The organism is Allobosea sp. AAP35 (assembly GCF_001295925.1).
In the GTDB taxonomy this organism is placed as follows: Bacteria; Pseudomonadota; Alphaproteobacteria; order Rhizobiales; family Beijerinckiaceae; genus Allobosea.
Window position 1 is genome coordinate 176,357 of sequence record NZ_LJHQ01000018.1, and the last position, 26,999, is coordinate 203,355.

Consider the following 26,999-nt stretch of genomic DNA (forward strand, 5'->3'; position numbering starts at 1 on the left):
CGATGACATTGGCGGCCGGAACGCCGATCCCGCGCGATGCTGAGGGGCCGGTCTTCGCCGAACCCTGGCAGGCGATGGTCTTCGCGCTCGTCGTCCAGTTGCAGGAGCGGGGCGTGTTCACGGCCGATGAATGGGCGCAGGCGCTGGGCACCGAGATCCGAGAGGCGGTCGCGAATGGCGGCTGCCGCGACGGCTCCGATTATTACGAGCGCTGGTGCGAGGCGCTGGAACACCTGCTCATCGCCAAAGGCGTCGCCTCGCATGACGGTGTCGATGCGCTGGCGGCCTCCTGGGCTCGCGCCGCCGAGGCGACGCCGCATGGCCAGCCGATCCTGATCGAGAACGATCCGCTTAGAGGCTGAGCGGAGGCTGTTCAGGCCACCCCCAGCGACAGCAGATCGTGCACATGCACGAGACCCACCGGCCGCTCATCGGCATCGGCGACGATCAGCGCGGTGATCCGCAGCCGGTTGACCATCTCGAGCGCTTCGCCCGCCAGGGCATCGGGCGCGATCCAGCGGGGATTGGCGCTCATCACATCCCGCGCCCGCTGCGCCAAGCCGCCACCCATCAGCTTGCGACGCAGATCGCCATCGGTGACCACGCCGGCGAGCGCCCCGTCGGGGTCGATCACGATGGCGCAGCCAAAACCCTTGGCCGAGATCATCGCGACGACATCGGGCACCGCCGCATCGAGCCCGACGATCGGCAGCGCGCCATCGCGATGCATGATGCTGGCGACGGTCTTCAACTGCGCGCCGAGCTTGCCGCCGGGGTGGTAGACGAAGAAATCCTGGCGCGAGAAGCCACGCGCCTCGAGCAGCGCGACGGCCAGCGCATCGCCCAGCGCCATCTGCATCGTCGTCGAGGTCGTCGGCGCCAGCCCGTTCGGGCAGGCCTCTTCCGCCTTCGGCAGGAGCAGGGTGATATCGGCTTCGCGGCCCAGCGCGCTGTCGGCATTGGCGGTGATCGCGATCAGCCCGACGCGGAAGCGCCGCGTATGTGCGACGATGGCCGCGAGCTCAGCCGTCTCGCCCGACCAGGACAGGGCGATGACGACGTCATTGGGCTGGACCATGCCGAGATCGCCATGGCTGGCCTCGGCCGCGTGGACGAACAGTGCGGGCGTGCCGGTCGAGGCCAAGGTCGCGGCGATCTTGCGCCCGACATGGCCGGATTTACCCATGCCGGAGACGACGACGCGCCCCCCGGCGGCCCGGATCATCGCGACGGCCTGGCTGAAGGGCTCGCCCAGCCCGTTGCCGAGCGCGGCGTGGAGCGTGTCGAGGCCGGCGCGCTCGGTGGCGATGGTGCGGAGCGCGGAGGCGCGGATATCGGCTGTCATGGCGGGCGCTCTAGCACAGGCACAGCCAAGGGTTCCAGTTCTCGCCCTCGCCCCGCTGCTTATTGACGCCCCGTTAACCGCGATCGTTCTAACTCCGTTAACCATGCGCGCCATCCCGGATGCGCCGAGGCTTATGCCTGGAGCGATCGAAGCCCCGTGTCCCGCCGTGCCACCCTGCTCCTGACCGGCACCGCCGCGGCCAGCCTCGTGCTGGCGGCGAGCATCGTCTCGGCCCAGCAGACGCGCCGCGCGCCCCTGCGCCCCACCGTCCCGGCCTATGTCGCCCAACAGCCCGCCCCTGACCAGCCATCCGCCTCCAGCTTTTCGGCGACACCCGACTCCGTGCGCGATCCCGCCGCGCTGATCCAGGACCAGCCCTCGGCGATTTCGCGCAGCGCTCCGCCCAATGCCAGCCGCCCGGTTCGGGCGAGCGGCGTGCGCGGCGTGACACAGCGCCAGTTTCGCGCGCCACAGCCGACGGTGACAGGTCTGCCGCCGTCCACTCCCCTGCCGCCGCCGCCCCGTCGCAACGCTGCGACCGAGGAGGACCCCTACGCTCCGCTTGGCCTGCGGCTGGGCAGCGTGGTGCTGAAGCCCGCGATCACGAACGGCGTGGGCTACGACACCAATCCACAGCGCACGGCCGGATCGACCCGCAAGGGCTCGCCTTTCAGCCGGCATGACGCGGAGGTCGAGATCCAGTCTGACTGGAACGTGCATGAGCTGAAGGGCCGCCTGCGCGGCGGCTACAGCGAGTACTTCCGCGACCGCGACGCCTCGCGCCCCGACGGCGAGGGCAATCTCGATCTGCGGCTCGACGCCTCCCGCGACACCCGCATCCTGCTGGAGACCCGCGCGCGGCTCGACACGCAGCGTCCGGGCTCGCCGGACCTGACCGCCGCCGTCACCGGCCGGCCGCTGATCTATCAATACGGCGCCTCGGCCGGCGTCACCCATGACATCAACCGCCTGCAGATGACGCTGCGGGGCTCGGTCGACCGCAGCGATTATGAGGACGGCAAGCTCAGCAATGGCGGCATCGTCAGCCAGCGCGACCGCAACCAGACGCAATATGGACTGCGCCTGCGCGCGGCCTATGAGGTGACGCCCGGCTTCAAGCCCTTCGTCCAGGGCGAGGTCGACACCCGCGAATTCGACCAGGCGATCGATTCCAGCGGCTACCGGCGCTCCTCGGATGGCGCCACCGGCCGCGTCGGCTCGACCTTCGAGATCAGCCGCCAGCTCACCGGCGAGGTCTCCGTCGGCTACCAGAACCGCAAATACGAAGATGGCCGGCTGCGCAACCTGAAGGGCTTCATCGGCGACGCCGCGATCCTGTGGTCGCCAACGCCGCTGACCACGGTGACGCTGCGCGGCACCTCGGAACTCGGCGACACCACCATCGCCGGCTCGTCGGGCACCACGGTAAGGCGTGTCTCGCTTGAGGTCGCCCATGCTCTGCGCCGCAACCTGATCGTCACGGGTGTCACGAATTTTGGCCGCACCGAGTATGACGGCCAGGGCCTGCGCGAGGATTTCTCAAGCTATGGCGCCCGCATCGAATACAAGCTGACCCGCACCTTCGCGGTGCGCGCGAGCTTCACCCAGGAGCGGCTGAACTCGACGGCGCAGGGCTCGGACTACACGGCGAACGTCGCGCAGGTGGGGCTGAGGGTGCAGTTCTGACCACCCGCGTCATTCTCGGGCTTGACCCGAGAATCTCAAGACCAGTGGCACTGATTTCAGAGATGGTCGGGTCAGGCCCGACCATGACGCCGAACCTCCCCTACTCCATCCCCTCCAGCTCAATGATCATCCCCTCGATCATCGTCAGGCCGATCTGCCAGAAGGCGGGATCGCGTGCGTCGAGCCCAAAGGGTGCCAGCAGCTCAGAATGGTGCTTGGTTCCACCCGCCGAGAGCAGGGCGAAATAGCGCTCCTGGAAGCCCTCCGCCGCGTTTTGGTAGACGCCGTAGAGCGAGTTCACCAGGCAGTCGCCGAAGGCATAGGCATAGACGTAAAACGGCGAATGGATGAAGTGCGGGATGTAGCACCAGAACGGCTCGTAGCCAGGGCCAAGCCGGATCGCGGGCCCGAGGCTCTCGGCCTGCACGCTCATCCACAGTTCGCACAGCGCCTCGGCGGTCAGTTCGCCTGATTTGCGCGCCTCATGGACCTTCCGCTCGAAGGAATAAAACGCGATCTGGCGCACGACCGTGTTGATCATGTCCTCGACCTTGGCCGCCAGCATCGCCTTGCGCTGCTTTTGATCCATGGTGCCGTCGAGCAGGCGCCGGAAGGTCAGCATCTCGCCAAAGACGCTCGCGGTTTCGGCGAGCGTCAGCGGCGTTGGTGCCATCAACGCACCATTGGGGGCCGCCAAGACCTGATGCACGCCATGGCCGAGTTCATGGGCGAGCGTCATCACGTCGCGCGGCTTGCCCTGGTAATTGACCAGCACATAGGGATGCGCGGAGGGCACGGTCGGGTGCGCGAAGGCGCCCGGCGCCTTGCCGGGCCGCGCCGGCGCGTCGATCCATTTCTCGTCGAAGAAGCGCCGCGCAATGCCGGCCATTTCCGGCGAGAACGCCCCATAGGCGTCGAGCACCGTGTCGCGTGCCTCCGTCCAGGGAATGGTGCGCTGCTCGACCTTCGGCAGCGGCGCGTTGCGGTCCCAGAAATCGAGCTGTTCGCGCCCGAACCACTTGGCCTTCAGCTTGTAATAGCGGTGCGAGAGCCGGGGATAGGCTTCGCGCACGGCGGACACCAGGGCGTCGACGACCTCGCGCTCGACGCGGTTGGCGAGATGGCGCGAATCCGCAACATCCTCGAACTTCCGCCAGCGGTCGGAGATTTCCTTGTCCTTGGCGAGGGTGTTGGTGATCAGCGCGAAGGTCCGCAAATGCGCGCGGAACACCTCGCTCAGCGCCTCGGCGGCGGCCTTGCGCACCGCGCCATCGGCATCCTGCAGCTTGTTGAGCGTCAGTTCGAGCGTCAACTCCTCGTCGCCGAACGTGAAGCGCAGCGAGGCGATGGTCTCGTCGAAGAGCCGGTTCCAGGCGGCATGCCCGGTCATCGACTTTTCGTGGAACAGCGCCTCGATCCGGTCCTCGAGCTGATGCGGCTTGTCCTTGGCGAGATCCTCGAGCCAGGGCTTCCAGTGCGACAACGGCCCCTCTGCCGAAAGGCGCGCCAGCAGCGCCGGCTCGATGCGGTTGAGCTCCAGCTCGAAGAACAACAGCTCGGTCACGGCCGCGTTCAGCTTGTCCTGCGTGTCGCCATAGAACTTGGCGCGCTGCGGATCGGTGGTGTCGCCGGCATAAACCAGACCCGCATAGGCGCCGATCCGGCCCAGCAGATCGCTGAGCGCCTCGAACCCCTTGACGGCCTCGGCGAGGAGCTTCCCGGCATCCTCATGCTCCGCCAGCGCCACCAGCTTGCCGCGATAAAGCCCGGCGAAGCTCTGCGAATCGCTCATGGCCCGGTCGAGATCGGCCTTCAGAAGGTCCGATTCCATCGACGAATAGAGATGGCTGAGATCCCATTCCGGCAGGGGCCCCAGCGCCTTGGCGGTGCTGGCTGCCTTCGTCTCGGCCGGGCTGGCGCGCATCGCCTCGTCAAACGCCATCGTCATGTCTGGATCACCTCGCGGACTGGCCGAACTCGACTCTCATATGCGCAAGGCGGATCACCGGATCAATGTCGCTTTGAGACCGATGGCGCCGCAGGCCCGCGCGCACCGCGTTTAAGCAGCGCTTAACCGTTCTGGTCGAGGATGCCCCAGAACGGAACAGCGATTCCGCACGCCCGATGTCAGCATCCCCTTGCCAGGCTCCTTCATGACCGCAACCGTCCTCGTCGTCGATGACGATCCCGTCCAGCGGCGCCTGCTCGACGCCATACTCAAGCGGTCGGGCTACGACGTCGTCACCGCCGAGACCGGCAGCATGGCCCTGCAGCTTCTGGCCGGGCCAGAGGGCGACCGCTTCGACGCCATCGTGCTCGATCTCGTGATGCCCGAGCTCGACGGCATGGGCGTGCTGGCCGGCCTGCGCGAGCGCGGCATTGAGACGCCGGTCATCGTGCAGACGGCCAATGGCTCGATCGAGACCGTGGTCCAGGCGATGCGCGCCGGCGCGATCGATTTCGTCGTCAAGCCGGTCGGCGCCGAGCGCCTGCAGATCTCGCTCAAGAACGCGCTCAAGCTCGGCGCGCTGGAACATGAGCTGCGCCACATCAAGCGCCGCAACTCCGGCACGCTCGGCTTTCGTGACCTCGCCACCAAGAGCGCCGACATGGCCCGCGTCGTGCGCCTGGCCGAGCGCGCCGCCAAATCCAACATCCCGATCCTGGTCGAGGGCGAATCCGGCGTCGGCAAGGAGGTGCTGGCGCGCGCGATCCAGGGCTCAAGCGACCGAAAGGGCAAGCCCTTCGTCACGGTCAATTGCGGCGCGATCCCGCATAATCTCGTCGAATCGATCCTGTTTGGCCATGAGAAGGGCTCGTTCACCGGCGCGACGGAACGGCATGTCGGCAAATTCGTCGAGGCCAGCGGCGGCACGCTCTTCCTCGACGAAGTCGGCGAATTGCCGCTCGACGCGCAGGTGAAGCTGCTGCGCGCGATCCAGGAAGGCGAGGTCGACCCTGTCGGCGGCAAGAAGTCGGTGCGCGTCGACATCCGCATCATCTCGGCGACGAACAAAAGCCTGCTCGATCAGGTAAAGGCCGGCGAATTCCGCGAAGACCTGTATTACCGCCTCAACGTCTTCCCGATCACGCTGCCGCCGCTGCGCCAGCGCCGCGAGGACATTCCCGATCTGGCGCGCGGCTTCCTGGCGCGTTTCGCCGCCGAAGAAGGCAAGAAGCTGCGCGGCATCTCGGCCGAGGCCCTGTCGCTGATCTCAGGCTATGACTGGCCGGGCAATGTCCGCCAGCTCGAGAACGCCATGTTCCGCGCCGTCGTCCTGGCCGATGGCGACGAACTCACCATCACCGAATTCCCCCAGATCGCCGCGCAGATGGAGGGCTACGACGTCCGCATTCCGCCAGCCCCGGCCTCGCTGGGGCCTATGGAGGCACGCAACGAGACCCCGCGCATCATCCAGATGCCGGTGCGCGACCCCAACGCGCTCGATCTCGTCGAAGGCACAGACATGCGCAAGCTCGACGATCTCGAACGCGAGATCATCAAATTCGCCCTGGCCCATTATCGCGGCCACATGTCGGAAATCTCGCGCAAGCTCGGCATCGGGCGCTCGACCCTCTACCGCAAGCTCAAGGATTACGGGCTGATCGAGGCTGAAGCGGCCGCCGATGAAACCGACGCGGCCTGAGCCGCGACACACCGAATGCAGGCGCCTGTTGCGCCCTCGCATCTTGTCGAAACAACCCGAGTCACGCAGGAATGCGGCTCTCGGCAGAATGAGGGATAGCCCACCATGCGTCGTCGCCAATGGGCGAATCTGGCTTGCGTCTCGGCTTTTGCCCTTGCGCTCGGATCCGCCGCCGCATCGGCACAAGGCGCCGGTGCCATCGACCCGACCCTTGGAATTCCGTTGCCGGAACAGCCCTCGCTGATCCTCCTCGACGACGAGAAGCCTGCTCTCCCGCGGGCGCAGGCGAGCGCGGAGGCCGCGCCCGAACCCGGCATGGTGACGGGCGCAGTCAAGCCCTCGGCACAACCGCAGGCGAGCCTCGCCACGCCGGAACTGCCGATGACGCCCGCCGCGACCCCCGGCGTGGCGGATGAGCCCATCACGCTCGACATCCCCGAGATCGAGCTGCCGCCGGCCGATCCGGCCCTGATCGCCCCGTTCAACAGCCGGTCCGGAGCCGGACCCTTGCGGTCGGCCGAGCCCCTGGTCCCCCCGCCAGACCTGCCGAAGGTCGTCATTGATCTGCCGGCGGGCTCGGAATTCGCCGCCGACATTGCCGCCCGCGCCCCCGATGCCCTGGCACTGCCGCGCCTGGGCGAGCGCGAGCGGACCGACATCCTGGCTGCCTATGAGGCCAACGGCCACAAGCCGCTCTGGATCGATGCCAAGGGCTGGAGCGAGGCAGGCCTGCGCCTCACCGCACAGCTCAGCCGCGCGGGCGAGGATGGGTTGCGACCGACCGACTATCCCCTGCCGCCCTTCGAAATCAGCGACAAGGGCAGCCTTGCCGAAGCCGATGTCAGGTTGTCGGCGCTGGCCGTGCTCTATGCCCGTGACGCCCGCGGGGCGCGCATCGATCCGCGCCGCCTGTCGAAACTGCTGACGCCGACCCTGTCCCTGCCCTCCGCGACGGAGGTCCTGTCCGAACTCACCGGGGCGACCGATGCAGGCGCCGTGCTCGCCGCCTACAACCCGCCCCATGAGGGCTACCGCCGCCTGCGGGCCAATCTCGCCAGGCTGCGCGAACACCTCGACGACACGCCGCTGGTCCGGATTCCGTCGGGGCCCGCGTTGAAGCTCGGCATGCGCGACGAACGCGTGCCGCTGGTGCGCGCGCGACTTGGCCTCGGCCCGACGCAGGAGCCGGTCTTCGACCGCTCGACCGCGACCGCGCTGGCCACCTTCCAGAAACGGGCCGGCCTGCCCGCCAACGGCATCCTCGGCGCGCAGACGCTGGCCGCGCTCGGCACGCCCGCAACGGCGCGCGGCGAGCAGGACATCATCGCCCAGATGGAGCGCTGGCGCTGGCTCCCGGCCGATCTCGGCCAAGACCACATCATGGTCAACGTCCCGGAATACCGCGTTCGCGTCATCCGCCAGGGGCAGATCGTCCACGAAACCCGCGCGATCGTCGGCAAGCCCGAGACCGCGACGCCCATCTTCTCGCACAGGATGGACCATGTCATCGTCAACCCGTCCTGGTATGTGCCGCCTTCGATCCTGAGGAAGGAATTCATCCCCGGACTGGCAGCCGACCCGGACTACGCGACCAAGCGCGGCTATGTCGTGACGCGCGGCCGGAACGGCAGCATTTCGGTGCGCCAGCCGCCGGGCGAGCGCAACGCGCTCGGCTGGATCAAGTTCATGTTCCCCAACGACCATGCCGTCTATCTGCACGACACGCCCAACCGGAGGCTCTTCGCCAACGAGAAGCGCGCCTTCAGCCATGGCTGCGTGCGCGTCGACAACCCCTTCCTGCTCGCCGACCAGGTGCTGGGGCCGGAATGGACGCAGGAGCGGCTGAAGCGGCTGATCGGTTCAGGCGAGCGCAGGATCAACCTGCCGCAGCCGCTCTCGATCCATCTGGTCTACAACACCCATGTCGTCGGCGCCGACGGCCAGCTCACGACCTACGACGATCTCTACGGCTTTCATCGCCTGGTGCGGCAGGCGCTCGAACAACGCGGCTGATATGGGGTGAAGGCGCCATCATCGCCCAATGGCTGATACGGGGCACCATTTCGCCATGATCGACAGCTAGCCAGCCTTGGTGCAGAAATGGCTGGCACGCAATTGCCGGCTTGCTAACGAGTCGTTAACGCTTCTCCGCAACTGTTCGTTCACGTTCATCGCGCCGCTGCGCGCGGCATCGAGACGGGTCAGGCAGATTTGAGCAGTTCAGACGCCACGCTTCGGGGGCGAGCCTCATGGCGGACAAGCCGGGTGCTCCGTCGAGCCTTGACACTCGGTATCGCGGCCGGCGCGCTGCTCCTGGGCGCTCGTGGCACGCAGGATGCCGTCGCCAATGGCGATACGCGCACCATCTCGATCCGGCACATGCACACCAAGGAGGAGACGACCGTCACCTTCAAGCGTGACGGGCGCTATCTCGCCGAAGGCCTCGAGAAGCTGAACTGGGCCCTGCGCGACTGGCGCACCGACGAGCCGATCCGGATGGACCCGCGTCTCTTCGACGTCGCCTGGGAGGTCCAGCGCCAGGTCGGCTCCGAGCAGCCCTTCCATGTCGTGTCGGCCTATCGTTCGCCGGGCACCAATTCGATGCTGCGGCGCCGCTCGCGCGCGGTTGCCAAGCACAGCCAGCATACGCTGGGCAAGGCCATGGATTTCTACCTGCCCGATGCCGCCACCGCACGCATCCGCGAGGCCGGCATGCGGCTTCAGCGCGGCGGCGTCGGCTTCTATCCTGGCGCGCATACGCCCTTCATCCATCTCGACGCCGGCTCGGTGCGCTCCTGGCCGCGCATGACACGCGACCAGCTCGTACGCCTGTTCCCGGACGAGAAGACCGTGCATCTGCCGGCCGATGGCCAGCCACTGGGCGGCTACGAAATCGCCAAGGCCGAAATCCTGTCCGGCGGCGGCGCGGTTGCCGGTTATGCGGCGGCCGATCTCGACGAGGGCGCGGTGATCTCCTCGGGCCGCAAAAGTCTCTGGGCTTCGCTCTTCGGCGGCGACGAGGAGGAGGCGGATGCCCGCCCGACCCGTGGTCGCCGCGCAACGCCCAAGCCGCAGCCGACCGTCATGGCCTATGCCAACACCGGCTATGTCGACAGCAATGCCTCCGATGGCGGCCGCTTCGCGGTGGCGGTCGCCCCGACGGCCCCGGCGATGCGCTCGCTGGCGGAGGAACGCTCGGAGCGTTTGTCGCCTCGCGCCCCCGAGCCCCCCGCCGAGCGGGCCGTCGCGCCCGTCAATGCCGCAGCCGCCCCGCCTCAGGAAAACCGGCCGGCGCTGGTCGATGCGCCGATCCCGCTGGCGCGACCACGCGGACTGACGCTGCCGGGCGAAGCCGAAGGCGCCGTCCAGGTCGCGGCACTGCCCGCGAATGGCGGCGCGCTGGCTTTCGCGCCTGCGACCGCGATGCCCGACCAGAAGCTGATACTCGCCGCCTTGCCGCCGCGCCGTCCCGGCGAGATCGCCGCCTTGCCCGAAACCATTGTCGCCGGCCGGCCGAGCAACGCCCCGCTGCCGCCGCAGCGCCCGACGGAACTGGCCGGTTTCGCCCTCGCCGGCCAGTCGAGCCCTGCGGCAGAGCCGGGCCTGCGCGGCTGGGACATCGGAGCCCAGCCTGTCGTAGCTGCGTCGCCTGTCCCGCAAGGCCGTCTCGTCACAGTGACCCATCCGCTGCCTCCGAGCCGTCCCGGCAGCGGTGGCGTCAGCGTCGCGGCGGCGGCACCCGCGCGCGCCGCGCCGACGCCGATCGTGGCGGCCTATGACGCCGACCGCTCCGGCCTCGACTCGCTGTTTGCGGCGGTTGCACGCACGCCGACGCCGGCCGGGAGAAGCACCACCGTCGCGACCGCCCGTGCGCGCACGACCGCGCCCGCCAGCACCCCGATCGCCGGCCCCAGCCCGGCAGCCGCGCTCGGTTTCAGCCATGCCGAGCCCAACGACGCCAGGACCGGCTCGTTCAGCGGCCCGGCGGTGCGACCCCTGCCGACCAACTTCATCCAGAACTGAAACCATCGGCCCGGCATTAACCGATTGCTGACCCTGTTCGCGTCACACTGCAGGCGATTCGCCAACAGTGAGAGTGATATGGGTCAGGTTCTGCAGTTTCGACTTCCGCCGGCGCAGGCGCACGCACCGGCCGGCCAGCCGCTCGATCTCATGTCGGCAGTGGATTTCGCGCTGCGCGACCTGATCGACATCGGCAACCACGTCTCGCTCGAGGCCGTGCGCGAGCAGGCCGCCGCCTGCCGCCAGATGCTGGAAGCCGCCTATATGGATGAACTTCAGCACGGCTGAGCGGCATAGCCCATTTGCGGATGATGACGGTCACCCGCCGGTTGAGTAGGTGCCCATCGGGATCGTCCAAACCATCGACCTTGCGGGTGGGAGCAACCGGGCGGCGGGCGCCGAGGCCTGCTGTCGAAGGCCGGCAGCCGGCGATCGGAGCGATGTGTTGCCCGCGCTTCGGTTCATGCCCCGCGCCAGACAACCCCAGAGGGCGGCCGCCGCGCAAGCAGGCGACATCTTCGCGCAACGGCTTGCCGATCGCAGATTGCAGGGGAACTCGGCGTCGGGGGGACGTTCCACCAAGGCCGGCAAACACCGCTGCATCGGCGGCTTTCACAGGGCCTTGGTGGAGCTGAGGGGAATCGAACCCCTGACCTCTGCAGTGCGATTGCAGCGCTCTCCCATCTGAGCTACAGCCCCGAGGCGCTGGCCTTCTAGGCCTTGCGTCGCGTGTCTGTCAATCGCCTGCGCCATGTGAATCATGCCGCGCACAGGCACGGCGCATCTGCCAACGACGATCTAGAGGAATGACGATGCGTGCCGTTCTCGACGTGGTGCTGCTGGCCTTGCAGATCTACACTTGGCTGCTGATCCTCTCGGCTGTGCTGAGCTGGCTGATCGCCTTCAACGTTCTCAACACCCGCAACCAGTTCGTCGCCACCGTCTGGGACATGCTCTATCGGATCACCGAGCCGGTGCTGCGGCCGATCCGCAATATGCTCCCCAACATGGGCGGAATCGACCTCTCGCCGATCGTCCTGCTGCTGATCATCTTCTTCATCGAACGCGTGATCGTGCTTTATCTCTACCCCGCCGTCTTCTGAGGGTGAGCCCGCCCTGGTCGCTCGGACCTGACGGGCTCCGGCTGGCGGTAAGGCTGACCCCGCGCGGGGGCCGCGACGCGATCGACGGCATCGAGACGCTCGCCGATGGCAGGGCCGTCTTGAAAGTCCGGGTCCGCGTCGCGCCAACTGAGGGCGAGGCCAATGCGGCGCTGATAGCGCTGCTGGCCCGCGAACTCGATTTGCCCCGCTCGGCTGTAGCTCTCGTCGCCGGCGCCACGGCGAGATTGAAGACCGTGCTGCTGACGGGCGAGGCGAGCGGCCTCACAACCCGGCTGGAAGCGAAAATCGCGCGCAGGTGATCGATGCGCGCATGCCGCGCCGCAGCATTGCACTTGACGAAACAGCGCGCCTGCTGTTCGAAAGAGGCATGGAAAAGCCCGTTTCTCCCTTTCCCGACCGGTTGACCGACGGCTACCGCGCCTTCCTGGACGATCGCTTCGACCGCGAGAAGGATCGCTACGAGCAGCTTGCCGAAACCGGCCAGACGCCGAAGATCATGCTGATCGGCTGCTGCGATTCACGCGTCTCCCCGGAGGTGATCTTCGATGCGCGGCCCGGCGAGATGTTCGTCGTGCGCAACGTCGCCAATCTGGTGCCGCCCTTCTCGCCCGATGACGGGCTCCACGGTACGTCGGCGGCGCTCGAATATGCCGTCCAGGCGCTGCGGGTCGAACATATCGTCGTGCTCGGCCATGGCCGCTGCGGCGGCATCCGCGCCTTTGCCGACGATGCGCAGGGCCCGCTCTCCTCGGGCGACTTCATCGGCAAATGGATCACGCTGATCGGCCCTGCCGCCGAGCGCACCGGCGGGCGCGGACGCCATGAGGGCCTCGATGGCTATGTCGAACGCCTGGCCTTCTCCTCGATCCAGCAGTCGCTGGCCAATCTGCGCACATTCCCTTGCGTCCAGATTCTCGAGGGCAAGGGGCGCTTACATCTGCATGGCGCCTATTTCGCTGTCGCCACCGGGGTGTTGATGCTGCTGGACCCGCTGACCGGCCAGTTTGTCCCCGCGATCGGCGAAATGCCGCGCAAGGCCATGCCGATCCGCTGCGACGAGCCGGCGGCCTCCTGACGCCGGACATAATGATCCACGCGGTTCGGCTGGCATTGACGGCTGGGCCCGGGCTCAGCGCAGCCGGATTGTCGCGAGCAGGGCCCGGCCTGCCACCAGCGTCAACGCAGCCTCCGCCTCGGCATCGATCCGCAGCGCATGCCCCGGCGCGATGACGATCTCGGCAGTGCCGCAGCGCCCCCGCACGCCATCGCCCGGCGCGTAGAGGATGTGGATTGCGGCCTCGAGCGTCAGCGTCTCGCCGATCGGGGGAGCGCGGAGGTCGGCAGTGCAAAGCGCCCGATCGACGATCAGATTGACGACCTCGACAGGGCCGTTCTCGAGCCTGCTCACCAGCGGCATGCCGCCATCATAGCGCACCGGGCGAAACGCGGTGCGAAGATCGATCTCCGCATCGGCCCCCTCCAGCACCAGCCCCGAACCGGTGATCACCGCCTGCAGCCGCTCATAGCCGGTGAGATCAGAGAACGGCCCGGGCTGTACGATGGCCGTGCGCCCGAGCCGCCAGATCATGCCCTCCCAGCCGGCGGGGTCGGCGCCGGTTCGGCAGGCATCGGCGATGTCGTGCGTGACGCCGCCGCCATTCTTCCAGGGCTTGCTGCGAAAACTGTCCGGAGCCAGGGGCGTCAGGATCGGCGGCATCGACACGGCTGGGGGCATCGGCGGTCTCTCGTCAGGTCTCGTCGCCCAGCGGGTGCAGGTCTCGCACCATGCTCTTCAGGCGATCATCGAGGATATGGGTGTAGATCTGGGTCGTGGCGATGTCGGCATGGCCCAGCAATTCCTGCACGACGCGCAGATCGGCGCCGTTCTGCAGCAGATGGCTGGCGAAGGCGTGCCGCAGCACATGCGGGCTCAGGCTCACTGACAGCCCAGCCGCGCCGGCGAGCGCCTTGAGATCCCGCCCGAAGGCCTGGCGCGTGAGATGGCCGCTCTCGCCTTCGGAGGGAAACAGCCAGCGGCTGTCGGCTGCGCCGCTCTCGCGCAGCGCCGAAAGCCAGGCGCGCGCCGCCTCGCGCGCGGGATCGTTGAGCGGCACCAGCCGGTCCTTGTCGCCCTTGCCGCGCACGACGAGAAAGCGCTCGCGCGTCGTCGCTGCCGAGAGCGGCAGCGCGATCAGTTCGGAGACGCGCAGACCCGTGGCATAGAGCATCTCGATCAGGCAGCGCATGCGCAGCGCCCGCAGCCGCGCCGCCGACGACAGCCCCTCGCGCTCGCAGGCCGACCGTGCGGCCTCGATCAGCCGGTCGACATCGGTCACCGAAATCACCTTGGGCAGTGGCCGTCCCTGCCGCGGCCCCTCGATCGCGGCCGACGGATCGCCCGTGGCGAAGCCCTCAGTGTAGAGGAAACGGTGGAACTGGCGCACGGCCGAGAGGCGCCGCGCTGCCGAGGAGGCCTTCAGCCCGCGCGCCGAGATGTCCGCGAGCCAGCCCCGGATATCGTCGGCACAGACCGTATCGAGCCCGCGCCCGCCGAGAAATTCCAGATAATCGTCGATGTCGCGCTGATAGGCGTCCAGCGTATTGCGGGCGGCGCCGCGCTCGGCGGCCAGCATGTCGAGAAAGCCGTTGCGCCGCGCCTGCGCGATCCGGCTCATTTCGGCTGGAGCTTGGAAGGCGGCACGGTCTCGATCATCTCGCGCGGCACGGGCTGGACGAAGGTGACCAGCGCGACCATGCCGCCGAAGACAAGGCCCGCCAGCAAGGCGAGGATCGCGACGAATCTGAACAGCGTCGGCACGGTGCGGCGGCCCTCGAATCGCTTCGCATCCCCGATGGGGAGCCCCATCGCTTATTCCCGATGCCGGCCCCCGGACGCAAGGGCACACCGCGTGGCAGTTCCCCTTGAATCCTGCCGTCGCAGGGCATGACGCCGCATGATCCCTCATGCTAAACGGGCTTTCATGGATACGCCAGAATGACCGTCGCCGACCCCATCGACAGCCTGGACCGAGACGAGTTGCGCGCTGCGATCGGTAGCCGCGCCATCGTGCTCGTCGGCATGATGGGTTCCGGCAAGAGCTCGGTCGGACGCCGGTTGGCAACGCGGCTCGGCCTGCCCTTCGTCGATGCCGATACCGAAATCGAGACGGCCGCCGGCATGACGATCTCCGAGATCTTCGCCCAGCGCGGCGAGACCGAATTCCGCAATGGCGAGCGCCGCGTCATCGGCCGCATCCTGACGACGCGCACCCCCCTCGTCCTGGCGACCGGCGGCGGCGCCTTCATGAACGCCGAGACGCGCGCGCGCATCGCCGATCTCGGCATCTCGATCTGGCTCAAGGCCGAGCCCGAGGTGCTGATGCGGCGGGTCCGCAAGCGCTCGAACCGGCCCTTGCTTCAGACCGCCGATCCGGAAGGCACGCTGCGCGCGATGCTGGCCGAGCGCGAGCCGGTCTATGCGCTGTCGGATCTGACGCTGGTCTCTCGCGACGAGCCGCATGACGTCGTCGTCAGCGCGGCGATCACGGCGCTGGAGCGGCATCTGCGCGCCGACCCGGATCGAAAGCCCATGTCATGACCGTTCCGGCCAGTGAAAATCCCGGCGTCCGGCTCGTGGTGCCGGTTGCGCTGGAAGGCCGCGCCTACGACATCCATATCGGCCGTCACCAACTCTGCGAGGCTGCGGCCCTGATCGCGGCGATGGCACCCGGTGCCAAGGTCGCGCTGGTCACAGACGAGAACGTGGCGGCCCTGCATGCACCGGCGCTGGAGGCCTGCCTGCAGCAGGAAGGCATTCATTCCACCCGCATCACCGTGCCGCCGGGCGAGGCGACGAAATCCTATGCCCGCTTCATCGGGCTTTGTGATGCGCTGCTGGCGGCGAAGATCGAGCGTGACGACCTCGTCATTGCGCTTGGCGGCGGCGTCGTCGGCGATCTCACCGGTTTTGCAGCGGCCGTGCTGCGCCGGGGCGTGCGCTTCGTGCAGATTCCGACGACGCTGCTGGCGCAGGTCGATTCCTCCGTCGGTGGCAAGACCGGGATCAATTCCAGCCATGGCAAGAATCTGATCGGCGCCTTCCACCAGCCCGCGCTGGTCATTTGTGACACCGCCCTGCTCGATACGCTGAGCGAGCGCGAGTTCAAGGCCGGCTATGCCGAGGTGGTGAAATACGGGCTGATTGACGATCCCGCCTTCTTCGACTGGTGCGAGGTCAATTGGAGCCGCATCATCGCCGGCGGCCCCGAGCGCGACCATGCGGTTGCCGTCGCCTGCAAGGCGAAGGCGGCCATCGTCGCCCGCGACGAGCGCGAGGAGGGCGACCGCGCGCTTCTCAATCTCGGCCACACCTTCGCCCATGCCCTTGAACGACTGACCAACTACGATTCCGCCCGGCTGGTCCATGGCGAGGCGGTCGCGATCGGACTGGCGCTCGCCTTCCGTTTCTCGCAGCGGCTGGGGCTGTGCCCGGGCCAGGATGCGACCCGGGTCTCGCGCCATCTCGATGCGGTGGGGCTGCCGACCACGCTCCAGCAGGTGCCGGGCGGCGCTGGCTCGGCCCAGGAGATCGTCGCCGCGATGGGCCAGGACAAGAAGGTGAGGCGCGGGGTACTGACCTTCATCCTCGCACGCGGCATCGGCAGGAGCTTTATTGCACCCGGCGTTGCCGCGGAGGAGGTCGAAGCGTTCATCGAAAGCGAGCTGGCAGGCGAGTCAGCGGCGTCCTGAGCGCGGCTGCCGAGCGGTTTCCGCGCTTGTAGCCGAGGCCGTCAATAGCCAAGACCGTGCGGCTTCAGGCGGCGTCATGGGCGGTGCCCGGCTTTGCCAGTGCCTCGAAGGCCGGGCGGGCGAAAAAATACCCCTGCATCAGCGTCACGCCGACATCCTGCAAGGCCCTGAACTCCTCAGCTGTCTCGACGCCCTCGCAGATCGCGATCACGCCGAGATCGTCGAGCATCGCCACCATGTGCTTGACGATCTTGCGTCTCGCTGTGTCGCCGTCGATACCCCGGATCAGGCCCATGTCGAGCTTGACGATATCGGGCTGGAACGCCGCCAGCAGCGCCAGTCCCGCATGTCCCGCGCCGAAATCGTCGATTGCGGTGCGAAAGCCGATCTCGCGGTAGGCTCTGAGGATTTTGAACAGATGGGCGGTGTCGAGTTCCTCATCCTCGGTGAACTCGAAAATGATCTTCCGCGCCGGAAAATCGGCCCGGCTGGCCGCCGCGAGCGTCTGGCGGATGCAGGCGCGCGGCTCGTACACGGCGTTGGGCATGAAATTGATCGAAAGGCCGACATCGCTGCCCGGATTGAACAGATCCGAGGCCAGCTCGATCGCCTTGACACGACATTGCTGGTCGAAGGCATAGCGGTTGGCAGAATCCACCGAAGCCATCACCGAGGCTGCGCCTTCGCCGTTCTGTCCGCGCACCAGCGCTTCATGGGCGAAGATCTGGTTCGTCGACACATCGATGATCGGCTGGAAAGCCATCGAAAATGGGATCGGGAACGAAACGCCATCCCGGCATCTGGCGCAATCAATCGTCACAAACTGGTTCCCGATGAGGCAGGAGGCGTATCAGCAAATCATGAACAGCATCTTCAACGCTTTGATCGCCTTGAAGGTTCATCGGATTTGGCACGATGACGTTGCTTGTCTCTACGGGCTAAACACCAGCACCAGGAAGACGAAGAACACGGACAGATGCACGGCGCCCTCCAGCATGGTGGTGCGTGTGCCGGTGAAGGTGATCGAGCTCAGCAGAAGCGTCATCGCCAGGACGACCATATTGGCGTTCGACAGCCCCAGCACGACCTCCTGGCCCGTGAACAGGCCGATCGCGAGCACGGCGGGCACGGTGAGGCCCAGCGTCGAGGCAGCCGCGCCGAGGCAGAGATTGATCGCGCGCTGCAGCTGATTGGCGTTGATCGCGCGCAGCGCCGCGATGCATTCGGGCGTGAACACGACCATCGCGATCAGGATGCCGCCAAGCGCGACCGGCGCGCCGAGCTGGACGATGCCGAAATCGAGCACGGTGGCGAGGCTCTTCGCCAGGATGACGATCGGCAGGATGTTGGCGAGCAGCAGGACGACACGAACCCGCGTCCGCCCGCCCGGATCGTGATGATCGAGATGCCGTTCGACGTTGAGTTCCTGCCGCGCCGCGGTCCGCACCACAGGCGCCTGATCGCCGGTCGGCTGCTGGAAGAAGCTGCGGTGGCGCCCGGTCTGCAGCACCAGGAACACGCCGTAGAGCGCCAGCGTGAACACCGAAAAGCTGATCGCCTGCATCGAGGTCAGCGTCCCCAGCCCGGTCGACGTGGTGAAATTCGGCAGCACCAGGGGGATCACCGTCAGGGGGATGATGATGGCCAGATAGGACGAGGCGCCGTTGAGATTGTAGCTCTGCGCGAAATGGCGCAGCCCGCCGACCAGGAGACCGATGCCGACGACGCCGTTGAGCACGATCATCAGGACGGCGAACATGGTGTCGCGGCCGAGCGTCGGCGCCCCCTTGGCGCCGAGCATCACCGCCGAGATCAGTGCGACCTCGATGATCACGATCGACAAGGTCAGGATCAGCGTGCCGAACGGCTCGCCCAGCCGGGCGGCCAGGATGTCGGCCTCGTGAACCACGCCGAACGCCGCCCAGATGATGATGCCCAGCAGCCAGCCGAAGATGAGGATCGACGGCAGTGGTTGGCCGAGTTGCCCCAGCACGGCCTCCCCCGAGAGCAGGAAGGCGGCGACGGTCGCCCAGGTACACAACAGGCGAACGATCGTGGCCTTCAAGACAGTGCTCGCGATACAAATGACGGGGAAATGGCCATGCCAAGACAGGCCGTTTTGCAGCCCACGGCAAGTCAACGCCTCAGAGGCGATTGGGTTCGCCGCGCGTAGCCGTCAACGCGCTCTCCGGCGACCTCAATCGACCGCGATGGTGCGCGCCAGCGGGCTTGCCGCCTCCTCAGCCAGTGCGGCCGCCTTGTCCGTGACGAGGTACTGCGCCCGCGCCAGCGCTTCGAAACGTCCCCCCTTGGCGACCAGTTCGTCGAAGGTGCCCATTTCGATGACCTGGCCCTGCTCGAACACCAGGATGCGGTCGGCATTGCGGATGGTGGCCAGGCGGTGGGCGATGACGAAGGTGGTGCGCCCCTTCATCACCTCCTCCAGCGCCTTTTGCAGCTTGACCTCGGTGGCGGCGTCCAGCGCTGAGGTTGCCTCGTCGAGGATCAGGATCGGCGGGTTCTTCAAAAGCGCGCGCGCGATCGACAGACGCTGGCGCTCGCCGCCCGAAAGCGTGCGGCCGCGTTCGCCGACCAGCGTGTCGAGCCCGTCGGTCTGCCGCGCCATCACTTCGCTCGCCTGCGCCCGGTCGAGCGCCTCCAGCATCTCCTCTTCCGTCGCATCCGGCTTGCCGACGGAGAGATTCTCGCGGATCGAACGGGCAAACAGCATCGGCTCCTGGAAGACGACGCCGATATTGCGGCGCAGCGACAACAGCGAGATTTCGCGGATATCCTGCCCATCGACCGTGATCCGGCCCGATTGCGGATCGAAGGCGCGGTGCAGCAGGCCCAGCGTCGTCGACTTGCCCGAGCCGGTCGAGCCGACGATGGCGATGGTCTCGCCTGGCAGCACCGAAAACGACATATCCTGCACGGCGGCGCGCTTGCCGTCATAGGAGAACGACACGTTCTCGAAGGCGACCGCACCCGAGAGCCGACCGGCATCGGGTGCGCTCGGCAGATCCCGGACGGCGGGAAGCGTATCGAGGACATCGAAGAACTCTCGCATCTTCGGTGCCTGCATGAAGATGAAGTTCACGAAGGCGACGATCTGCTCGAGGCGCCCGACCAGCATGGTGGCAAAGCCCATGAAGGTGACGATCTCGCCCACCGTGGTGAGCCCCTGCATCATCAGCCACGCCCCGACGACGAAGATCGCCAGCACCGTCAGCGTCGCCGAGGCGCGCGTCGCCACCGTCGCGATCGCCCACCAGGACAGGACGGGGAGCTGCGCCTCGAGCAGGCTGGCGATGGTCGAGCGCAGGCCGCGCACCTCCGCCTCGATCCGGGTGAAGCTCTGGATCACCGGCACGTTGCCGAGTGCATCCGAGGCGCGCTCGGCAAGATTCGAGTGGTAGGATTCGACATTGCTTTGCAGCGTGTCGGTCTTGCGAAGCACATAGGCCGTCAGCGCGCCAAACAGCACGACGAGCGAGATCAGCAATAGCCCCAGCTGCCAGTTCTTCCACACGGTGAACGGCAGCAGGATGAAGAGCGCGACCAAACTGGCACAATGCTCGCGGAAGAAGGACAGCCACAGCGCCCACATGCCGCTGGTGCCTTCGAGCATGACCTTGAGCACGCGGCCCGAATGCGTCTGCGTGTGATAGGCCAGCGGCAGCGTCAGGGCGTGCTCGAAATAATTCGCCATCACCGCCAGGCGCCGCCGATGCGCGATCCGGTCCGAATGCAGCGAGACGAAGACGGACGCGGCGATCGAGAACAGGCCGAAACCCGCCCAGGCGAAAATCAGCGCGTTGAGATCGCTCCAGGCCGGGCGCTGGCCCGAACCCTGGAAGGCCGACAGGCGGTCGATCAGGGCGCCAAACAGCATCGGTTCGGCGAAGGCTGCAGCCGCCAGCAGCACATTGGCCAGCGCCAGGACCACGCCCAGCCGCTTTTCCGGGCCGAGCTCGCCAAGGACGCGCATATAGATCGCAAACAATGACATCGATGAACCCTGGCGACACGCCGGACCGAAAGGAGCGTCATCCTTAACCCTTCCTTCAACGCGCCGCGCATAGAAATTTGCAAGGCGTGCAGTCGGAATAGCTGTGTGTCCGTTGCGTTGAGGGCGTAAAATCATGGACATCGCGACAAGCCTTGGAATCGTGCTGGGCGTCGGCACGATCGTGATGATCGTTGTCCTGTCCGGCGGCGGCGCCGACATGTTCGTCGATACGCTCTCGATCGTGATGGTTCTCGGCGGCACCATCGCCGGCACGATGATCCGCTACCCCCTGTCCGTGATGCTTGCCGGCCTGCCCATCGGCGCCCGCTACGCCTTCACCAACAAGGGCTCGACACCCCGCGGCATCATCGACGAGATCACCAAGCTTGCCGACATCGCGCGGAAGTCGGGTGTGACGGCGCTCGAGAACGTCAAGGTCTCCGAGGCTTTTCTGGCGCAGGGCGTGCGCTACCTTGCCGACGGATATGATCGCGAATTCATCGTCAGCACCATGGAACGCGACCGCGACAACTTCCTGATGCGCCTCGATGCCGGCGCCAAGGTCTATCGCGCGATCGGAGATGCAGCCCCCGCCTGGGGCATGATCGGCACCATCCTGGGCATGATCATGATGTTTGCCAACATGTCCGACCCCTCGAAACTCGGCGGCGCGATGGCGATCGCCCTGCTGACCACGCTCTATGGCGCGGTGATCTCGAACCTGTTCGCCCTGCCGCTGGCCGACAAACTTGCAGTCAAGCTGGAGGCCGAAGAGGTCATCCGCAACATGGTGATCGATGGGGTGCTGCAGATCCGGGACAACAAGAGCGCGACGCTGGTCAAGGAAATGCTGGTCGCCTACCTGCCGGACCACCATCGCGCCGCCTTCGTCGAGGCCTGAGCCATGGCGCGCAAGAAAGTCGCCCCGGTCGCCGGAGCGCCGGTCTGGATGGTGACCTTCGCCGATCTGCTGGCCTCAATCCTGGCCTTCTTCGTCATGCTCGCGGCCTACTCGACGCAGGACAAGCAGAAGCTGCAGGTCGTCGCGGGCTCGATGCGCGAGGCTTTCGGCACGCAAAAGGAGATCCGCTATTCCGGCATCATCGAGATCGACGGCCAGCCCTTTCGGACGAAGCTGAAGAATGTCGGCCCCGAGCGTCCTGAGGCGTCCTCGGATCTGACCACGCCGAAGGACATGCCCGAGGGCGACCAGAAGCTGTCGCCGACCGAGACCGCCCGCGCATTTGCCAGCGCTGCCGTCTCCCTGCGCCAGGCTCTGCGCGAGATGCCCGAAATCGCCGAACTCGCGACCAACATCATCATCAGCGTCGAGGACGACAGCCTGAACATCCAACTGGTGGACCTCGAAGGCCGAGCCATGTTTGCCGAGAATGCGCTTCAGCCCAACGAACGCGTGCGGCGACTGATGCTCGCAATCGCCCCCACGCTTCGGCGGCTGCCGAACAAGATCGTCATTTCCGGCCACACCGCCGCCGCCCGCCCCGGCCATCCCGGAGAGCGCGAGCAATGGGCCTTGTCGGTCGGCCGGGCCATGGCCGTGCGCGACATGCTGGCCAATGGCGGCCTGCCGGACGACCGCTTCGAGTCGGTCGCCGGAAAGGGCACGTCCGAGCCGATGATCAAGGACAATCCCTATCTTGCGGTGAACCGGCGCATCTCCCTCACGCTCAAGGCCGACGCGCCGTCCCTACCCAGCACATTGGCGCCCTGATCGGGTCTCGCATCGGCCTTTGCATTCCAAAGCGCCTTCACCGGGCAACGCCGCCTCCAGGCGACCGAGACCCGCTATCGCGGCGCCAGGATCACCGTGGCAGGATCAGGGCGCGAGGATGAGGGCCCAGTAGACCTGGTATTTCGAGCCCGGCGCATAGGCCGTGGCGATGCCCATCCGCTTTGCACCCGGCGTCTTCATCACCCGGTCGTGCTGCGGCGAATCGCGCCAGCCCGAGAAGGCCTCGGCCAGCCGGCGGTAGCCCGCCGAGAGATTGGCCTCCGTACCCATCTCCCCGCCACGCGCCAGCCTCGCCTTCACGGCCTCTGCCTGGGCCGGCTTGTCGGCTGCGGCCATCGCGCTGGCCTCCTGCTGCGCCGCCACCACCAGATCGGGATCAAGCACGAGCGTGTTCAGCCCGGCATTGAGCCGATAGGCCGAGATCATCGCCCGCGCCTCATTGGCATCGACGCGCGCCGAGGCCGAGCCGAGATCGCGGTAGAAAGCCGGCTGGCTCGGGCGCACAGGCTCGGTGCAGCCTGCGACGCCCATCAGGGCAAGTGCTCCGGCGAAAAGCACGGGGCATGTCATCGGCCGGGCTTTCGCCAGGCCGCGATTGAAGCTGAACATCGTCTCATTCCTTGTTGTCGTCCCTGGCCGGTTCCGGCGGCGCGGGCGCGGGCGCCGGTTCGGGGGGGGCATCGGCCCCATCCTCGTCGCCGGCCGGCCCGAGCGCCGCCCGTGGGCCCGATGCCGACAGCACTGCCGGCTTGGCCCGTCGTGGTGCGGGCGCCTTGCCATCGCGCGTCACGGCGGCTGCGATATCGCCGAGCGACTGCTCGACCCCTTCGAGCCCCTTTACCAGTAATTCTGGCGTGCCGACCGCCGGCTCCATCTCCGTGAGCCGCTTGTGGATGGCGAAGTTGAGGTCGCTGGTGACGCGCGCCACGATATCGACTTCGGCGACGATGCAGATGAGCTCGAAATCCATCGTCGCGGTGGCGATCTTCTTGAACAGGATCGTCGGCGGCGGCTTCTGCATGACGTCGCCATGCGCGCTCGCCACATCGCTGAGCATGCCACGCACCGCACCGGCATCGAGGGTGCGGGGAACCGACAGCGCGATCAGGATGCGCCCGGTGCGGTCGTTGCGGACGCGGTTCCTGACCACGCCCGAGACGAGGTTCGAATTCGGCACGATCACCGAGGAGCGATCGAAGGTCGCGATCTCGGTCGAGCGGACATTGATCTTCTTGACGATACCCTCGGCGTCGCCGACCACGACCTGGTCGCCGACCCGAATGGGCCGCTCCCAGAGCAGGATCAACCCCGAGACGAAGTTCGACACCACCGATTGCAGGCCAAAGCCGATACCGACCGAAAGCGCGCTCGCCACCAGCGTCAGCCGCTCCAGGCTCAGCCCCAGCGCCGAGACGGCGAGCGCCACGGCCGCGATGTAGCCGACATAGCCCGCCGCCGTGGTGATCGAATTGCGCAGGCCGGTGTCGAGCTGCGTCGTCGGCAGGAACTTGGCCTCGAGCCAGCTCTGCATCGAGCGCGTGGCGGTGAGGCCGGCGGCAAACAAGAGCCCGGCAATGATGATCGAGGACAGCGAGATCGTGACGCCGCCGAGCTGGAAGCCGAAGAAGGCCGCCTGCAGCGAGGTGAGGAAATCCGTCGATTCCAGCCCCCATGGCGCCATGATCAGCAGGAAGGCGACGATGACCAGGATCAGCTTCAGCAGGCCGGCCGCGATCACGGCGATCTTGTCGAGCGTGCCCGTACGGATGCCGAGCCCCGCCTTCAGGGTCAGCGCCAATCGCCCCTTGCCGGTGAGCCAATGCGGGATGCCGAGATCCACCAGCTGGTAGGCCAGCACGAAGACGCAGGCCACCATCGCAAGCCACAGCACCTGCTCGGTCAGGAACGAGGCGAAGATCACATAGCCGCCGAGCACGGCCAGCGTCATCACCAGGCCGACGACCCAGCCGAGAATGCGGATCGGCCCCAGGCTGGCGCCATCGACCGCGACATAGGGGCCCAGACAGGCCTCTTCCTCGACCTCGTCATTGTCGCGAAGGCGGTAAAGCCCCGCGACCAGCGTGACCGCGAAGATGATCACCAGGATGCTGCGCAGGATGATCGAGACCGCAAGGCCCGCCGCGATGGCCGTCAGCCAGGCTTCGAGCACCTTGCTGACCGACAAAACCAGCGCCAGCGAGGTGCCCATCCAGACCACGACGCGCGCGGTCGAATCCATCACGCTGATCAGCCGCCGATGCGGCTGGCTTGGGGCAAACAGCGCATCGAGCACGGCCTGGACGAAGGCGACGACGGCGAACCCGGCGACGAGTGCCGCAATCACCGGCTGGATCCGCAAGGGCAGCAGCCCGGCGGTATTCAAGGCGGCATAGATCAGCCAGCTCGCCAGCGCCGGCGGCGCGGCGCCCGCGACGACATGGGCGAGCGCGATATAGAGACAGTGCAGACTGCCCGTGTCCTGCGTATTGCCGAAGCGCGCCTTGAAGCGTGGCAGATAGCGGCCGCGCACGACGTAGAGCAGCAAAGCCCCGATGAAGGCGAGCGCCACCACGCCGCCGCGCCAGCCCGACATCGAATCGGCCACGCCAGAGAGCCAGCCGCCGAAGATATAGCCCGAGGCGCGCAGATCCTCCGGCACGGTGGAAATCGCGCTGCCCCACATCTCGGGACTGAAAACCGTGGGCCCAGCGGCGAAGAGCGCCCTGGCGAAGAGCTCGCGGCGCCGGTCTCCGATCGCGGTCTGCAACTGTTCGGCCTGCAGGAAGGCGGCGCGGGCGATCTTCATCGTCTCGTCGGCGTCGGTGAAAGCCTTGAGACGGGCCTCGCGCTCGCGCGTCACCTCGGCGCTTTCGGCCGGCGCCGCCGCGTCGGGCTTGGCTCCGAGCTGTTCGAGCCGCAATTTGGCCTGCTCGACCCGGGGGATCTGTTCCTCGATCAGCTGGCGCAATTGTTCGAGCGAGGGCTGAAGGCGCACGCGCTGGCGCTGCAGCTCGGCCTCCGTCGCGGTCGGGGCGGCCAGGCTTGCCTCGATCTGCGTCAGCTCAAGCCGGATCCCATCGAGCCGCGCGCGCGGCAGCCCGGCCTCCGTGGCGGGCTGCTGCGCGAAGGCGGAGCCACAGACAACAATTCCCGCCATCACCAGCGTCAAAGCGATGATGAAGCCGTGCCACATGCGGCGGGGTGATGAGGGCGATCGCCCGATGCGCGCAGCCATTCCGGTCCGGCCTCGCTGAGCCTGATGATTCGATCCCGGCTCGACCCTCGTCACAGCTTCGGTCACAACGCAAGGCGCGCGCGGGCGATCGAGAAGCAAGAGCAAAACCTGTCTGTAGCGGAGCAAGGCACCTGGTGCCGAGCAGCGGACGCGGAAGGACAGCCCTCCTTCGCGCCCAAACCAGACATCATCATGGCGCGGCCCAGCGGAGGCGAGGCGACGGCTATCAGTCCTTGTCGGATTTTCCGTCGGCCTTGGCCTTGGACTTGGCCTTGTCCTTGGACTTCGACTTGGCCTTGCTCTCGGAATTGTCCTTGCCGTTGCCTGCCGGCTTTGTCCGGTTGCGGTAGCTCGCATTGCCGAGCCCGGTGCCGATCGTCAGCACGGCCCAGTGCTCGACATCCTGCATGGCCGGCATTTCGCTGAGACCCTGGATGACGGCATCGTTGTGCATCGTCACCAGCGTTTCGTGACCACCGATTTCAGGCACATGGTCCCGGATGCTCTCGACGAGATTGAAACGGCTGCTTTCCCAGTTGCCCGGCAGGTTCTGGGCGCCGCGCTCGATTGCGCCATCCGCCTCGATCAGGCCCGGACAGCCGACGCCGATGAAGGGCGCGACCCGCAGCCCGTCCTTCTTCGCCTGCTTGAGCTGGCCCCTGATCATCTCGCCCAGCCGCGCGATCGCCTCGTCCCGGCCCGGCTCGTCATCGGCATGCCGCCAGAGTTCAAACGAGCACACCTTCGCCTTCCTCAGATCAGGAGCCTTGTCCTGACGCAGGGCGACGATGCCGGCACGGATGTTCGAACCGCCGATATCGACCGCCACCAGGCTGTCATATCCGTCGAAAATCCATTTCGGCGCCAGATGCGCGCTGCCGACCATTCCGGCCTCGTCGGGATGATGCCTGATCGGGACCAGATCGATGCCGTGGCCGTCCATGGTCAGGATGATATTGGCCCGCCCGATCGCGAGTTCCCCGATGCGGCTGTCGCGGAAGCCGCCACCCACAGCGATCCGCTCGACCTGCGCCCAGCTCTTCAGCCGGACGAAGCGCCGGATCACGAAGGCCAGCGACTGCGCGAAGTTCTCGATCGCGCTGAGAATGAGCGCTCCCTCATGGGGATCGCCGTCGCGCAGGAGGGCGTCCAGATCGCCTTTGCTGATCTCGGCGGTCTTGCCCTTCAGCGGATCGCCGCGCTGCTCGCGAAACTCCGCCCGCAGCGCGTCGAGATGCTCGACGAAGGCCGAACGGCTCGCCTTGTCGCCGACGAAGCCGTCCTCGTCGCGGATTTCGAGATTGTAGCTGACCACGCTGACGGAGGGCAGTTCGGCCGCACCATGGGGTCCGTGCGGCCCCGTTTCACGCTGGCGTGCCGTCCCTGCGGTTTTGCCTGCTGCCTTGGCTGCTTTGCCGACCATGT

Annotated in this window: 24 protein-coding genes and 1 tRNA gene; 13 read left to right on the forward strand and 12 right to left on the reverse strand. The window is 67.0% G+C overall.

The window, feature by feature from the left end; translation table 11 throughout:
* Nucleotides 1-2 precede the first annotated feature (2 nt).
* Nucleotides 3-362 (forward strand): nitrile hydratase accessory protein, encoded by a 360-nt coding sequence (locus IP69_RS07715; protein ID WP_054142221.1) that lies wholly within the window; start codon nucleotides 3-5, stop codon nucleotides 360-362.
* Between the two features lie 11 nt (nucleotides 363-373).
* On the opposite strand, the gene IP69_RS07720 is transcribed toward IP69_RS07715, so the two are convergent.
* Complete coding sequence (locus IP69_RS07720) at nucleotides 374-1,345, reverse strand: KpsF/GutQ family sugar-phosphate isomerase (protein WP_197279734.1); 972 nt, start codon at nucleotides 1,343-1,345, stop codon at nucleotides 374-376.
* Nucleotides 1,346-1,501: 156 nt separating this feature from the next.
* Here IP69_RS07720 and IP69_RS07725 point away from each other — a divergent pair, with 156 nt between their 5' ends.
* A complete protein-coding gene (locus IP69_RS07725; protein ID WP_054142222.1) occupies nucleotides 1,502-3,031 on the forward strand; it encodes an outer membrane beta-barrel protein in 1,530 nt (509 codons plus the stop codon).
* Nucleotides 3,032-3,131: 100 nt separating this feature from the next.
* Here IP69_RS07725 and IP69_RS07730 read toward each other — a convergent pair whose 3' ends face one another.
* Entirely contained in the window at nucleotides 3,132-4,955 is a 1,824-nt protein-coding gene (locus tag IP69_RS07730; protein WP_054142286.1) for a M3 family oligoendopeptidase, read from the reverse strand.
* A 229-nt stretch (nucleotides 4,956-5,184) separates the two neighbouring features.
* Here IP69_RS07730 and IP69_RS07735 point away from each other — a divergent pair, with 229 nt between their 5' ends.
* The 4 genes from IP69_RS07735 to IP69_RS07750 all read left to right on the forward strand — a co-directional run bounded on the left by IP69_RS07735 (nucleotide 5,185) and on the right by IP69_RS07750 (nucleotide 10,989).
* The gene (locus IP69_RS07735; protein ID WP_054142223.1) at nucleotides 5,185-6,678 is read left to right on the forward strand and encodes a sigma-54 dependent transcriptional regulator; all 1,494 of its coding nucleotides are present in this window, start codon (nucleotides 5,185-5,187) and stop codon (nucleotides 6,676-6,678) included.
* A gap of 105 nt (nucleotides 6,679-6,783) precedes the next feature.
* The gene (locus IP69_RS07740) at nucleotides 6,784-8,691 is read left to right on the forward strand and encodes a L,D-transpeptidase family protein (protein ID WP_082359117.1); all 1,908 of its coding nucleotides are present in this window, start codon (nucleotides 6,784-6,786) and stop codon (nucleotides 8,689-8,691) included.
* Nucleotides 8,692-8,958: 267 nt separating this feature from the next.
* Nucleotides 8,959-10,701 (forward strand): DUF882 domain-containing protein, encoded by a 1,743-nt coding sequence (locus tag IP69_RS07745; protein WP_054142225.1) that lies wholly within the window; start codon nucleotides 8,959-8,961, stop codon nucleotides 10,699-10,701.
* A 78-nt stretch (nucleotides 10,702-10,779) separates the two neighbouring features.
* Nucleotides 10,780-10,989 (forward strand): hypothetical protein, encoded by a 210-nt coding sequence (locus tag IP69_RS07750; RefSeq protein ID WP_054142226.1) that lies wholly within the window; start codon nucleotides 10,780-10,782, stop codon nucleotides 10,987-10,989.
* 335 nt (nucleotides 10,990-11,324) lie between these two features.
* On the opposite strand, the gene IP69_RS07755 is transcribed toward IP69_RS07750, so the two are convergent.
* Nucleotides 11,325-11,400: transfer RNA gene (locus IP69_RS07755), tRNA-Ala, on the reverse strand.
* 113 nt (nucleotides 11,401-11,513) lie between these two features.
* Between IP69_RS07755 and IP69_RS07760 the strand changes: the two genes are divergently transcribed.
* The 3 genes from IP69_RS07760 (at nucleotide 11,514) to IP69_RS07770 (ending at nucleotide 12,900) form a co-directional block, all read left to right on the forward strand.
* Complete coding sequence (locus IP69_RS07760) at nucleotides 11,514-11,804, forward strand: YggT family protein (protein WP_054142287.1); 291 nt, start codon at nucleotides 11,514-11,516, stop codon at nucleotides 11,802-11,804.
* 2 nt (nucleotides 11,805-11,806) lie between these two features.
* Nucleotides 11,807-12,124: a DUF167 family protein gene (locus IP69_RS07765; protein ID WP_054142227.1), complete on the forward strand. Its 318-nt coding sequence runs from the start codon at nucleotides 11,807-11,809 to the stop codon at nucleotides 12,122-12,124.
* A gap of 68 nt (nucleotides 12,125-12,192) precedes the next feature.
* Nucleotides 12,193-12,900 (forward strand): carbonic anhydrase, encoded by a 708-nt coding sequence (locus tag IP69_RS07770; RefSeq protein WP_054142288.1) that lies wholly within the window; start codon nucleotides 12,193-12,195, stop codon nucleotides 12,898-12,900.
* A 54-nt stretch (nucleotides 12,901-12,954) separates the two neighbouring features.
* Here the strand turns inward: IP69_RS07770 and IP69_RS07775 are convergent, their stop codons facing one another.
* Genes IP69_RS07775 through IP69_RS07785 form a run of 3 tightly spaced genes read right to left on the reverse strand, consistent with a single transcriptional unit; the run spans nucleotide 12,955 to nucleotide 14,643 of the window.
* Nucleotides 12,955-13,560, reverse strand: coding sequence for a HutD family protein (locus IP69_RS07775; RefSeq protein ID WP_082359120.1), 606 nt, complete (start codon nucleotides 13,558-13,560; stop codon nucleotides 12,955-12,957).
* A gap of 13 nt (nucleotides 13,561-13,573) precedes the next feature.
* Nucleotides 13,574-14,500: a site-specific tyrosine recombinase XerD gene (locus IP69_RS07780; RefSeq protein WP_054142229.1), complete on the reverse strand. Its 927-nt coding sequence runs from the start codon at nucleotides 14,498-14,500 to the stop codon at nucleotides 13,574-13,576.
* Complete coding sequence (locus IP69_RS07785) at nucleotides 14,497-14,643, reverse strand: hypothetical protein (protein WP_054142289.1); 147 nt, start codon at nucleotides 14,641-14,643, stop codon at nucleotides 14,497-14,499. The genes IP69_RS07780 and IP69_RS07785 overlap by 4 nt, the downstream gene beginning before the upstream one ends.
* Before the next feature lie 177 nt (nucleotides 14,644-14,820).
* On the opposite strand from IP69_RS07785, the gene IP69_RS07790 reads away from it, so the two are divergent.
* Both IP69_RS07790 and aroB read left to right on the forward strand, forming a co-directional pair.
* Nucleotides 14,821-15,423 carry a shikimate kinase gene (locus tag IP69_RS07790; protein WP_054142230.1) on the forward strand — a complete coding sequence of 201 codons (603 nt, stop codon included), beginning with the start codon at nucleotides 14,821-14,823 and terminating at the stop codon, nucleotides 15,421-15,423.
* Nucleotides 15,420-16,574, forward strand: coding sequence for a 3-dehydroquinate synthase (gene aroB / locus IP69_RS07795; protein ID WP_054142231.1), 1,155 nt, complete (start codon nucleotides 15,420-15,422; stop codon nucleotides 16,572-16,574). The genes IP69_RS07790 and aroB overlap by 4 nt, the downstream gene beginning before the upstream one ends.
* A gap of 64 nt (nucleotides 16,575-16,638) precedes the next feature.
* On the opposite strand, the gene IP69_RS07800 is transcribed toward aroB, so the two are convergent.
* The 3 genes from IP69_RS07800 to IP69_RS07810 form a co-directional block, all read right to left on the reverse strand.
* Nucleotides 16,639-17,337 carry an EAL domain-containing protein gene (locus IP69_RS07800; RefSeq protein WP_054142232.1) on the reverse strand — a complete coding sequence of 233 codons (699 nt, stop codon included), beginning with the start codon at nucleotides 17,335-17,337 and terminating at the stop codon, nucleotides 16,639-16,641.
* 168 nt (nucleotides 17,338-17,505) lie between these two features.
* Nucleotides 17,506-18,639: a calcium:proton antiporter gene (locus IP69_RS07805; protein WP_156323339.1), complete on the reverse strand. Its 1,134-nt coding sequence runs from the start codon at nucleotides 18,637-18,639 to the stop codon at nucleotides 17,506-17,508.
* 132 nt (nucleotides 18,640-18,771) lie between these two features.
* Nucleotides 18,772-20,586 (reverse strand): glucan ABC transporter ATP-binding protein/ permease, encoded by a 1,815-nt coding sequence (locus IP69_RS07810; protein WP_054142233.1) that lies wholly within the window; start codon nucleotides 20,584-20,586, stop codon nucleotides 18,772-18,774.
* Nucleotides 20,587-20,719: 133 nt separating this feature from the next.
* Between IP69_RS07810 and IP69_RS07815 the strand changes: the two genes are divergently transcribed.
* Both IP69_RS07815 and IP69_RS07820 read left to right on the forward strand, forming a co-directional pair.
* Nucleotides 20,720-21,487, forward strand: a complete 768-nt coding sequence (locus IP69_RS07815; RefSeq protein WP_054142234.1) for a MotA/TolQ/ExbB proton channel family protein — start codon at nucleotides 20,720-20,722, stop codon at nucleotides 21,485-21,487.
* A gap of 3 nt (nucleotides 21,488-21,490) precedes the next feature.
* Entirely contained in the window at nucleotides 21,491-22,318 is an 828-nt protein-coding gene (locus tag IP69_RS07820; protein WP_054142235.1) for a flagellar motor protein MotB, read from the forward strand.
* A gap of 105 nt (nucleotides 22,319-22,423) precedes the next feature.
* Here the strand turns inward: IP69_RS07820 and IP69_RS07825 are convergent, their stop codons facing one another.
* The 3 genes from IP69_RS07825 to IP69_RS07835 form a co-directional block, all read right to left on the reverse strand.
* Complete coding sequence (locus IP69_RS07825; RefSeq protein ID WP_054142236.1) at nucleotides 22,424-22,948, reverse strand: CAP domain-containing protein; 525 nt, start codon at nucleotides 22,946-22,948, stop codon at nucleotides 22,424-22,426.
* A 4-nt stretch (nucleotides 22,949-22,952) separates the two neighbouring features.
* Entirely contained in the window at nucleotides 22,953-25,574 is a 2,622-nt protein-coding gene (locus IP69_RS07830) for a DUF3772 domain-containing protein (protein WP_082359123.1), read from the reverse strand.
* A 226-nt stretch (nucleotides 25,575-25,800) separates the two neighbouring features.
* Nucleotides 25,801-26,997 (reverse strand): ROK family protein, encoded by a 1,197-nt coding sequence (locus tag IP69_RS07835; protein ID WP_248306752.1) that lies wholly within the window; start codon nucleotides 26,995-26,997, stop codon nucleotides 25,801-25,803.
* Nucleotides 26,998-26,999: the final 2 nt, after the last annotated feature.